The organism is Bacillus sp. UMB0728 (assembly GCF_002858875.1).
Lineage (GTDB): Bacteria > Bacillota > Bacilli > Bacillales > Cytobacillaceae > Bacillus_AB > Bacillus_AB infantis.
In genome coordinates, this window is record NZ_PKLA01000003.1 from 560,505 (window position 1) to 571,169 (window position 10,665).

The window sequence follows — 10,665 nt, forward strand, 5'->3', positions numbered from 1 at the left end:
TTGAGGAAGATATACTTGAGCAGTTAACCATTACGGACTGGCATACTAAAAAGGTACAGCTCTACTCGAGCTGCACCTCATTACCTGTGATTTCTTCCAGCAAAAGTCTATAACCCTCTTCAGAGGGGTTCAGTTCAATTGCCTGTTCTGCATATTCTTTGGCCTTTGCAGTATCCTGCTCATTATAGGAAATGACGGCAAGATAGTAATACGCCCCATCCAGATCAGGCTGTTCAGCGACAAGCTCTTCAAGCCTGTTCCTTGCCTTCTCTGCTTCTCCTCTCTCCAGCTCCAGATAAGACAGAAGCAGCCGCATTTCAGCAGAAGAACTTTCTGAGTTTTCCACCCTTTCACTAACAAGGCTGTACGCTTTATCATATTCCCTGTTCTTGGTGTATTCCTGCGCCATTACAAAAACAGATTCCTCATCAAGCTCCCTGTCAGGACTGAAGCCATAGGAGAGCCCTGAATAAATGACGGCAGATGCCAGTACAAGGAAAAGGAGCTGTATACCGAATCTTCTTTTTTTAGGCAAATGGACCATACCGGCTGCAAGGAAGCCTCCTGCAAGGCCGCCAAGATGACCGGCATTATCGATGCCCGGTACAGAAAAACCAAAAAGCAGATTGATGCCGAGTACAATCAGGATGTTCAGCCCCATGGTCCTGAAGAATAATTTGGGCTGAATCAGGCCGAAATAGAGAAGTGCACCGAAACAGCCAAAAATGGCTCCGCTCGCACCCGCAGAAACACTTGAGTTGAACAGGAAGCTGGCCAGGGCGCCCATGAAACCTGCCAGAATATAAATGAACAGGAACCGTGTGCTTCCATATATCCTTTCTACAGCTGTTCCCAGATAATAAAGGGCCAATGTATTCATGATCAGATGCAGCAGACCGATATGAAGCACAATCGGTGTAAAGAAACGCCACCACTCACCTTCTAGAATGAGCGGATTGTATTTTGCCCCATATTCAATCAGCACTGAGGTTATCTCGCTTCCTCCATTAGCTTCCAGCCAAAAGAACATGGCTACCTGGATAAAGATAAAAAGGTAGGTGAAAATTGGTCTGCCCTGATTAAAAACAGCCTTATCTGCTTTCACTTTATCAGCTGCATTTCCCAGGGCAGCACGCTTTACGTTTTCTACTTCTGCTTCTTCATACTCCTGCTTTAAGTCAAATGAAATGGAAGTGCCGAGAAAATCCCCTGCTTTCTTCAGCCCATCTTCATAGCCTGCCCGGTCAATCAGGATATTGGCCACCTTCGTTTTGCCCCCTGCACCGGAAGGCGGATCAAGCCTGAATGTATAATCATCAACCGGCGGATAAGCCGTTATATATATATTGAGGATAGTCAGCTCTCTTTTTCTGACCTGCTTCCTTATGTTTTCTCCATTCGCTGCTGTTAGGTCAATATCGCGCTGGAGCGAATTTCCCCAATCCAGATTTCTCCGCAGCAGCCTGACTACCTGTGTATCCTTGCTTTCCAGTTTTTCGAGCCAGATTTCGTTCTGGTTCTTCGACATCTGCACAAGCCTGTAGTCTTTTTCGGCAATCAAAAAATAGGCCAGCCTCCAAAATAAATAATCTTCCATATATACCAATGCTTCCCCTACTTTCTTTGGCAACTCCGGCGCATTTACCCTCTTACACTATAGGCAATGCCCTCTCCTTTTGTCTAGCACCTGCTCCCGAACGTTCAGCAGTTATACATTTTTTCCTTATTTGCGCCCATCCTAAACAGACTTAAACAAATTGAACGGCATTTTCCCAAAATAAAAAGGCCCTTACTGGACCTTTTTTCGGGCAATTCCGGCAAGCTTACCAGCCTGTGTTTCCGGAAAAAACCGATTTCATCATTTTATTCCTTACGCCTGGCACATTCATCAATGAAGTAACAAACAGGCGGCGCAGGACAGAGCTTCCCAGCACTGTATTCACCACTCGAAAACGGTTTTGATAAAGATAATATCCCCCGATGCCAATGGCTAAAATGGAAATAATCCGTGACATATATCATCCCTCCTGAGATTATTTTTAACGAAAAACTCCATATTATCCATCAGCATTAAATGTTGCAGCCGGGTGCCTGTATGTATTATGACAGCCAAAGCAGGTAGCCGATCCACAAAAGAGAAGCAGCTGACCCGCTTGCAAAATTAACAGCATCGTTGGTCATCCATCTGAACCCGGAAACCAATTCAGACCTGTTTCCGCAATGTTTGCTTTTTTCCATATCGGCCCCGCAGAATCCACATCTGTATGAAGCCTGCCAATAGGCGCCGATAAAGGTATCCAGTATATTACCGATGCATCCGAACAGAAAGATGGCCATCATATGCTCTGAAGAAAAGGAAAAAAGCAAAGCTGCTCCCCCAGCTATAACCAGCGAGCCTGCTGCACCTGCTGCCGACCCAAGGACGCTTACTGCCCCGGATGTCCCTGCTGATGCTTTTCTCCATGTCCTGATGGAGATAGGGGAGGATTTGCTCAAAGCCCCTATCTCAGAAGACCAGGTATCCGAATTGGCGCTGGCCAGGGAAATAGAAAAGGCAGAAAGCCACAGGATCTGCGGATCAAAAGCGTATATGATGCTGAAGAGTGCAGCAAGCCCCCCATTGGCTGCGACCTGAAGCCAGTTTCTCTGCGCTCCCTTTCCCTGCTTTTCTTCCATCGCTGTTTTTTGTTTCTTTTTATATACCGACCAAAAGCTGGATGTTAAAAAAAACAGCCCCAGAAGAGCCAGCCCCCGCCAGCCGGTCCCCATAACTATGCATATTCCCGCTGCTGCGGCTGCAATGCTCCCTGACGGAGCCAGAAGCCGAAGCTTCAGGCTTAGGAAAGCTGCGAGCAGCACAAAAGCTGCCGGCCATAAAAAATCAAACATCATCAGGAGCTGTAATAATCATATCAATTTTTTTGTCGTGGGGCTCAACAGGCATTTCAGGAACCATTTGCATGCGGAAGGCAAGGGAAATGGTGTCCCCGCCATATCCGGCTAGCCAGCGGTCATAATAGCCTCCTCCGAAGCCAAGCCGCAAGCCGCCGGAACAATAAGCAAGGCCGGGGACAATCATCAGGCCGAATTCCTCCGGCTCAATCTTTTCTGTCAATGCTTCCATAGGTTCCAATAAACCGTAATACACGGATTCCAGCTCGAGGAAGGAAGTCAGCCTCCTGAATTCCATCTTTCTATCCGCAGGAAAGCATTTAGGGACTGCGACCCTCTTTCCTTCCTCCCAGGCGCGGCGGATAATTTGCAGGGTATCCGGTTCAGGAAACCTGGAGACTGTTATCCCGATTGTATCTGCCTTTTTCCAGCTTTCTTCATTATATAGCCTTTGTGCCAGCTGATAGGACCATTGTTCATATTCCTGTTTCGTTATTTCCGAAAGCTTCTCTTTCACTTCTTTCCGAAGCTTATTTTTATCTGCCAAGTCATTTCCTTCCCTTCAGAGCCTTTTTCTTCATCATAGCATAATAGGGGATATGAAGAGGAATATACGGATGAAGAAAAAAAAGCCCGGACAAGTCCGGACTCTAAAAATGAAAACAAAAAAACAGTGGAAGAATCCACTGTTTATTTTGTTTCGCGGTGCAATGTAACACGCTTCAATCTTGGGCTGTATTTCTTAAGCTCAAGACGATCTGGGTTGTTACGTTTATTTTTTTTAGTAATATAGTTACGATCACCAGTCTCTGTGCAAGCCAACGTAATGTTCACACGCATGTAATTTCCCTCCAAACTATGTTTCATCCTAGTTCGTTCATACGACTTTTCTATAATATCATTAATTCAGCTTAAATGCTAGTCCGTTTTTTCATGACTTTTAATTTTTGATCAAACATTCTTATCCAGCGGCCTTAGCGAAACAGAAGCCCCTCCATGGACCATTTTTTTTGCTGGTATGGAAATCTCCAAAAGCAGCACACTGGAAGTCTCCCCCCTGATCATCGGGACATAATTCAATATTCCCCTTTTTTCATGCTTCCAGATTTGTCCGTCCAAAGCAGCACTCATGGACAGGGCCGAAAGCTGTGTCCGATTCCTGCAGGGTGAATCAGGAGTGATCAGGAACAGCTTGTTATTACATGCGTGATAAATCGCCTCTCTTGAAGGTGAAACAAATGAAAAAGCCTCGCCCGCTGCTTCCTGATAAAAAGCAAACAATAATTTAACAGAGATGGAAGATGCTTGATCATTCGCCACTTTCGCAAAAAATAAATCAGATTCTGTTTCGGCGTTTTCTTGGCTAAAAGAGACCGTAACTCCTTTTTTAAGAAAAATGTCCCCGCCGTATCCCTTTTCCTGCCAGCAGGTCCGGCCTTCCAGCCATACTCCCTGCCTGACGAGCAGCTTCCCGCCTGCCCGCCTGCTGTCTTGGTCCAAATCTTGCAGATTGGCTGATTGTCTCATTGCCTCGCACCTTTATCCCTTCTATATAGTCAGATGGCCCGCTAGATTCTGCAGCCCAGCACACAGTCTTCAATCACCCGTTTGGTTTCTTCAGCGATCCTGTCCCAGCTGAACAGCTGCAGAGCCGCAGTCTTTCCCATGCTTCCGATCACTTCGGCTTCTTGTTCATTGCAAAGGAGGAAAGCGGCTTGTTCCTTAAAGCTTTGAGCATTTCCCGGCTCCATCAGCAGACCTGTCCTTCTATGGCTGATAATCCCTTTCAGGCCGCCTGTGTCTGACACGATGGTAGGTTTGCCATGCATCATCGATTCCAGCGCCACTATACCAAAAGGCTCATATTCACTTGGAAAAACCGCAACATTACATAGTGAAAATAAAGCGTTGCGCTGCTCATCACCAATGAATCCTATAAAGAATACGGTCCCGGACAGCCCCATTTCTTCCGTTTTCCTTCTATAGAAATCCAATAGCGGACCTTTTCCAGCTATAAAATAATACACATCCGGAAACTCTTCTTTCATGAGGGCTGCTGCTTCCAATAGGGTATCAAAGCCTTTTTCCTTCACCATTCTGCCAAGGGAAAATACTAGCCTTCTGTGCGGGTCAACTGGCAGCTGGCTTAAAACATCTTTTTCCGGCTGGCGAAAATCACCAGGATGAATTCCATTGGCTATGATGTGAACAGGCTTTCCTTCTATATGAAAGATCTTCCGGATCTCATCTCTCATATATCTGCTGCAGACAATCAGCATATCTGCAGCCTCAGCCAGCCTGCTTTCCTTCTGATGAATGAACTTCTGTATTTCCGTATATATGCCATTATTCCTTCCATATTCCGTTGCATGTATCGTTGCCAAGAGCGGTATGCCGAGCTCAGATTTCAGCGATTCTGAAGCTGGTCCTGCAAGCCAGTCATGTGCATGTATGAGGGAGAAGCGGTGGATACGTGCCAGCTCCAGCCCTTTTTCAGCCATAGCCAGATTCAGGCTCCCTACCCAGTACAGAAAATCTTCTTCTGCAGCAGCAAGCGGCTTCACCCGATGGACAGTGACTCCATCTGCACTCTCCTCCATCGGCGCGCCGTCTGTACCGGCAGTAAGAACATGAACGTCGAAGCCTTTTCCTGCAAGGCTGGTGGCCAGTCCATGGACATGACGGGAAAGGCCTCCGACGATATTGGGCGGGTACTCCCAGGACAGCATCAGTATCTTTGGCAAACTGCCCTTTTCGGCAATATGCCCTCCTCTGCCTCCAATTGCAGCAAGGATGGGTGATTTTACCTCCAGTTCCTCCAGGAAGGCCTCTCCTCCCTCCCCAGCCGCAAAAAGCTTCTCCAGCTTCCTGAATGCTTCGGCATGCTTCTCTGATTCGCCCCGGTAATCGGGATGTGCTCCGAGGGTATTCAAGAAAAACATCCATTCTCTTGCCATTTGTTTATAAATCCTCAGCTCCCGGCTATTCATCAAAGATTCTGCAATCTTCTCAAGTTTCCTTTCCTGGAAGAAGCACTCCTCCCATAAGCCGGATATCCCTTCAAATGGAACTCCGCAATTTTCTAAAAATGATGAGGAAAGGTGCACCCTTTCCAATTCCTCAGCTCTTTCCTTGGCGGAGGAGACTGATACAGCGGATAGTTCTTCAAGGTTAGAAACATTGAGATCATGCAGGCTGACCGCCGGCATACCATCTTCCTTTTTTTCTGTCCCCTTAAAGTGATAGACAGGAATCATGATTACCCCGTGGGGAGATAAGACCTCTCTCTTCCTTCCATCCTGCGGCGCCGGGTCTGCATAGCCGATCGTCCTGCCATTTATATAGCTGTGAAGGATACCTGCTTCAGCCAGATAAAGATCCAGCCCTTGCTCATAAGCCCCTTTTGGAAACCAGAATCCTGCCGGATGGATGGAAAAATAATCATTTATGATGGAAATCCCAGAATCAATCTGCATTCTTATTCCATGCTGAGTCGAAAGAAAAGGGAGGATCGCTGAACATGACGGAGAAGCAAGGAGCTCCAGCTGGCCGCTTTCGGCAAGCTGGCGCACAAAGATATTCAGCCTTCCCTGATGCTTCTCCCAAATTTGAAGCACCTTTCCAGCCCGCTTATCCTTGTTTAAATAGTCAGCCATTTTCTGCTGAAAATCAGGCTGATCGAGAAGTTCAAAGTAGATGGGAGTTACCGCCAGCTTAATCCCTTGTTTTTCCTGAACATTGTCGAGAAGCAGAACGAACTTCTCAGTAAAAGAAAAAACTTCATCCTGCATTTCCCGGTTCTCTGAATAAAAGTTCATGACAGGCGCTTCTGCGTATACGATAAATCCTTCTGTAGCAGCCAGTTTAAACGCCTCCCTTTTCATTTGTATAAAAGCTGTATGTGCTGACATGTTCAATCCAATTTGGCGGGGACCCATTTTCGTGTGCTTTTAGATCTTCCTTAAGACGCCCTGCCTGTGCTTCGGAATTCCTCGGTATTTGAACTGAATTGGATCTCATAAAGGGTATGAATCTGCCGCGAATCCTGGCTCCTGCTTCAATGCAGTAAGACCGGTCAGGGGCCAGGTTTTTAAAAATGCTGGAGTTCTGCCCTTCAGCGAGGATATGTTCCTGGATACTGTGTGCATTGCTGCCATTAAAGATTATGCTGGTGATATCATAAAGCCTGATTGCATCCTCCAGTTCACTTACATGAACTTCAAAATATGACGCAGCAAGGGATTTCTTCATGGCTGCCGTCCTCCAGAAGGAATATATGCATCCATCCTGCACTTGCCAGGCAGCTATCCCTTCTTCTTTCATCAAACAATCCGGCGGTACCCGGCCCGCTTCTGTCACACTATGTTTTTGCTCCTTTTCATCCTCTTTCTCCTCCGTCTCTTTCAAGTGTTTCATCCACTGATACTGAACTTTTCCCCGGGTTGTACCGAGCTCTTTTGCAATATTCCTGAAAGAAAGCCCTTTCTCCCTTAATCTGATAATTTCAGATTGCATGGTGCACCTCCTGCCGGCCAACCTGCCATTATATGCCCTGCCGGCCCGTCTTATTACTCTCATGTTATCACTGAACATGCGCCCCCACAATGAACGCATTTTGTCGTATTATGCAGGTCCTTTGAGCACTGGCACCGGAGGGCAAATTAATTTTTCTGCATGAGTTTAGAACCAGTCATTCCGGCCGGATTCTGTTTTAAACTCGGCCAAAAGTACGGATTATGCAGATAAACCTTCTTTTCCTGCTAGATGGAGTCGAATTTTGTCATCTGTAATGGTAAAATTACTAGGGCACTAAAAAATTATTATTGAGGTGAATATAATGGGTTATGTAATGATCGGCCTGATAGCCGCGGCAATATTGCTTCTCATACTCTCGTTTTTCCTGAAAGATCCATATAAAAGCATTCGTGAAGAAATCGACCAGGTATCAATCCATCAGATACAGGAACTTTACTTGATTAAGAAAAAGCTGAAAGTGCTTGAAGAAGAGCTATTAGTTGACGGAGCTGCTGCCAAACCGGCAGGCCAGCCGCTCTCTTCCGGGCCAGTCAATCCCATATTGAAGAATCAGGTTCTCTCCCTTTCGCAGCAGGGGCTGTCCATCGACCAGATTTCAAAGCAGTCCTCCCTTTCCAGAAACTCTGTACAGGAGATCGTCAATGAATTTTCTGCAAGGAGAGAGTACTCATGAACAGACTGACCTTGCGGGCATTTTCACTTGGGATGCTGATTACAGCGTGTCTCATTGGTGCTTTTTATTTCTTTTCAAAAGACGATTATATCAGTCTCGCAGATGCTAAAGCTGCCAAGGCAAGCGTAAAGGAAAATGGATATGTCCTCTTAACGGAAAAAGAATACAATGAATTGAAGGGCAAACCTGCTAATGAAACAGAAGGCAGCAAGGCAGAGGGCCAAGCCGCTGAAAAGCCATCCAATGAAGGCGATAAAAAGGCAGATGCAGAGGAAAAAACCAAACAAGATGAGCAGGAAAACGAAGCTGAACCAAAGGTGATTACCTATAAAATCACGATTTCAAGCGGAATGGATACCGGAGAGATTGCAAGCCAGCTGGCTGCAGCAAAGATCATCACCAATGAGTCAGCATTTAAGCAGTACCTCATTTCCAGCGGCATGCATACAAAGATCCAGCTTGGCACGTTTGAACTGAACAATGAAATGACTTCCCAGCAGATTGCAACTGTCATTACCAAAGGCAGATAAAGAAAGAAGCGGATGGAGAGGCACTTGCCCTCCATCCATTTTCATTCAAATAAAAGAGCCCTGCAGAATCCGGGATCCTGCAGGGCTCTTTGCTTTAGCTGTTCAAATCATAGTGCCTTCCTTTAACAAGATAAAACACGCTTTCGGATATGTTGGTCACATGGTCTGCGGCCCTTTCAAGATAGCGGCAGATAAAGGACAGCTGGGTGATCTGCGGCAGGTATTCAGGCTTCTGCAGATTGATCTGCAGGAGCTCCTGTATCGTCTGGCCGTACAAGTCATCAACCTGATCATCCATTTCTGCCACTTCTTTTGCTTTCCTGACATCTTCTTCATTGAAAGCCTCAAGCGACATCTTAAGCATCCTGGAAGTGATTTCGTACATTTCTTTAATATGGACGATCGGCTTAACATGCTCCTCGCTTCCAATGCGGATGGTTGATTTTGCGATGTTGACGGCAAAATCAGCTATCCTTTCAATGTCGGTGGCAATTTTGATCGCCACAATGATTCTTCTTAGATCAATTGCGACCGGCTGCTGCTTCGCTATCAGAAGGATGGCAAGATCATTGATTTCCTCATACAGCACATCAGCTTTTGTATCGTCCTCCATGATTTCAAGCGATGACTCAATATCCTTGCTTTCAAGGGCATTAATCGCCCGGAGCAAAGCCTGATCGGCAAAATTGCCCAGTTCCATCAATTTATTCTGCAGCTCTTTTAAATCATAATGAAATTTTTCGCGGATTGCCATTTTATAAGCTCCCTTCTTTTCCTGTAAAGTGTGTTTTCCTTTTTAACCGGGCATCAACCAAATCGGCCTGTAATATAATCTTCTGTCCTCTTGTCAACAGGATTCGAGAAGATCTTATCTGTATTGGAAAACTCGATCACTTCACCATTTAAAAAGAAAGCAGTCTTATCTGAAATACGGGCAGCCTGCTGCATATTGTGGGTAACGATGATGATGCTGAATTCTTTCTTCAGCTCCTGCACAAGCTCCTCAACCTTCAGTGTGGAGATAGGGTCCAGGGCAGAGGTCGGCTCATCCATCAGGATGACATCAGGTTCAATGGCGAGGCAGCGGGCGATGCAGAGACGCTGCTGCTGGCCTCCGGACAGACCAAAGGCATTCTGGTTCAGCCGGTCCTTCACTTCATCCCAAATAGCTGCTCCCTTCAAGCTCTTTTCCACAATCTGATCAAGAATTTTTTTATCGCGGATCCCATGGATCCTTGGCCCGTAGGCGACATTTTCATAGATGGATTTCGGAAAAGGATTAGGCTTCTGGAATACCATGCCTACTTTTGTACGCAGCTCTTCCACTTTATAAGACTTATCAAAAATATTCCTGCCCCTGTAAGCAATTTCTCCTGAAGTCCTGACTCCGGGAACAAGCTCAATCATCCTGTTCAGCGTTTTGATATAAGTTGATTTTCCGCAGCCTGAAGGGCCGATGATGGCTGTCACTTCATTTTCATAGATATCCAGATCGATATTCTTCAATGCATTATTGTCGCCATACCATAAGTTCAGCTGGCTCGTTTTGTATACGATGCTTTTTTCATTAACAGACCCCTGGGTAGTGCCTTTTCTGACTGCTGGTGCATTCACTTTATCTTTTGTTGCGTTCATTATGAAAAACTCCCCTTCATCCTATATTATTAGCCCGTCTGATTGGATGCCCATGAAAAATGGGCAAGCTGAAATCTGATCAAACATTTAAGAGCCTTAATATCTTTTCTGAAATTTATTTCTGATCAGGACGGCAACAGAGTTCATGCCGATCAGAAGCACGAGCAGAACAATGATTCCTGCAGCTGCAAGCGCCTGAAACTCCTCCTGCGGCCTTCCGGTCCAGTTATAAATCTGCATTGGCAGTACAGTGAACATATCAAACACAGACCTCGGCAGGAACGCCAGGAACAGCGGAAGTCCCAGGACGACGAGCGGAGCTGTTTCCCCGATTGCCCGGGACAGCGCCAGGATGCCGCCTGTCAGTATGCCGGGCACCGCAGCAGGCATAACAACACG

The 10,665-nt window shown here is 46.2% G+C and carries 12 protein-coding genes and 1 pseudogene; 2 read left to right on the top strand and 11 right to left on the bottom strand.

Annotated elements, in window-relative coordinates; translation table 11 throughout:
- Nucleotides 1-61: 61 nt before the first annotated feature.
- The 8 genes from CYJ37_RS13890 to CYJ37_RS13925 form a co-directional block, all read right to left on the bottom strand.
- Nucleotides 62-1,597, bottom strand: coding sequence for a rhomboid family intramembrane serine protease (locus CYJ37_RS13890; RefSeq protein ID WP_253617993.1), 1,536 nt, complete (start codon nt 1,595-1,597; stop codon nt 62-64).
- 226 nt (nt 1,598-1,823) lie between these two features.
- Nucleotides 1,824-2,015: a hypothetical protein gene (locus CYJ37_RS13895; protein WP_009794893.1), complete on the bottom strand. Its 192-nt coding sequence runs from the start codon at nt 2,013-2,015 to the stop codon at nt 1,824-1,826.
- A gap of 85 nt (nt 2,016-2,100) precedes the next feature.
- Entirely contained in the window at nt 2,101-2,892 is a 792-nt protein-coding gene (locus CYJ37_RS13900; RefSeq protein ID WP_257964234.1) for a DUF92 domain-containing protein, read from the bottom strand.
- The gene (locus CYJ37_RS13905) at nt 2,882-3,439 is read right to left on the bottom strand and encodes a 5-formyltetrahydrofolate cyclo-ligase (protein ID WP_101550300.1); all 558 of its coding nucleotides are present in this window, start codon (nt 3,437-3,439) and stop codon (nt 2,882-2,884) included. Before CYJ37_RS13905 ends, CYJ37_RS13900 begins: the two co-directional genes overlap by 11 nt.
- Nucleotides 3,440-3,582: 143 nt before the next feature.
- Nucleotides 3,583-3,732, bottom strand: coding sequence for a 50S ribosomal protein L33 (gene rpmG / locus CYJ37_RS13910; protein ID WP_022544192.1), 150 nt, complete (start codon nt 3,730-3,732; stop codon nt 3,583-3,585).
- A gap of 111 nt (nt 3,733-3,843) precedes the next feature.
- Nucleotides 3,844-4,419: a hypothetical protein gene (locus tag CYJ37_RS13915; RefSeq protein ID WP_101550303.1), complete on the bottom strand. Its 576-nt coding sequence runs from the start codon at nt 4,417-4,419 to the stop codon at nt 3,844-3,846.
- Between the two features lie 41 nt (nt 4,420-4,460).
- Nucleotides 4,461-6,803, bottom strand: a complete 2,343-nt coding sequence (locus tag CYJ37_RS13920) for a glycosyltransferase (protein ID WP_180827357.1) — start codon at nt 6,801-6,803, stop codon at nt 4,461-4,463.
- Nucleotides 6,757-7,407, bottom strand: coding sequence for a DUF4912 domain-containing protein (locus tag CYJ37_RS13925; protein WP_180827358.1), 651 nt, complete (start codon nt 7,405-7,407; stop codon nt 6,757-6,759). The genes CYJ37_RS13920 and CYJ37_RS13925 overlap by 47 nt, the downstream gene beginning before the upstream one ends.
- A 322-nt stretch (nt 7,408-7,729) precedes the next feature.
- Here CYJ37_RS13925 and CYJ37_RS13930 point away from each other — a divergent pair, with 322 nt between their 5' ends.
- Both CYJ37_RS13930 and CYJ37_RS13935 read left to right on the top strand, forming a co-directional pair.
- Entirely contained in the window at nt 7,730-8,101 is a 372-nt protein-coding gene (locus CYJ37_RS13930; RefSeq protein ID WP_009794884.1) for a hypothetical protein, read from the top strand.
- Entirely contained in the window at nt 8,098-8,631 is a 534-nt protein-coding gene (locus CYJ37_RS13935) for an endolytic transglycosylase MltG (protein WP_009794883.1), read from the top strand. The genes CYJ37_RS13930 and CYJ37_RS13935 overlap by 4 nt, the downstream gene beginning before the upstream one ends.
- Before the next feature lie 94 nt (nt 8,632-8,725).
- On the opposite strand, the gene phoU is transcribed toward CYJ37_RS13935, so the two are convergent.
- From phoU to CYJ37_RS13950, 3 genes and pseudogenes are all read right to left on the bottom strand, one after another.
- Nucleotides 8,726-9,385 carry a phosphate signaling complex protein PhoU gene (gene phoU, locus CYJ37_RS13940; RefSeq protein WP_009794882.1) on the bottom strand — a complete coding sequence of 220 codons (660 nt, stop codon included), beginning with the start codon at nt 9,383-9,385 and terminating at the stop codon, nt 8,726-8,728.
- Between the two features lie 53 nt (nt 9,386-9,438).
- Complete coding sequence (gene pstB / locus CYJ37_RS13945) at nt 9,439-10,266, bottom strand: phosphate ABC transporter ATP-binding protein PstB (RefSeq protein WP_009794881.1); 828 nt, start codon at nt 10,264-10,266, stop codon at nt 9,439-9,441.
- A gap of 96 nt (nt 10,267-10,362) precedes the next feature.
- A pseudogene (locus CYJ37_RS13950) lies at nt 10,363-10,665 on the bottom strand (phosphate ABC transporter permease PstA); the annotation flags it as partial.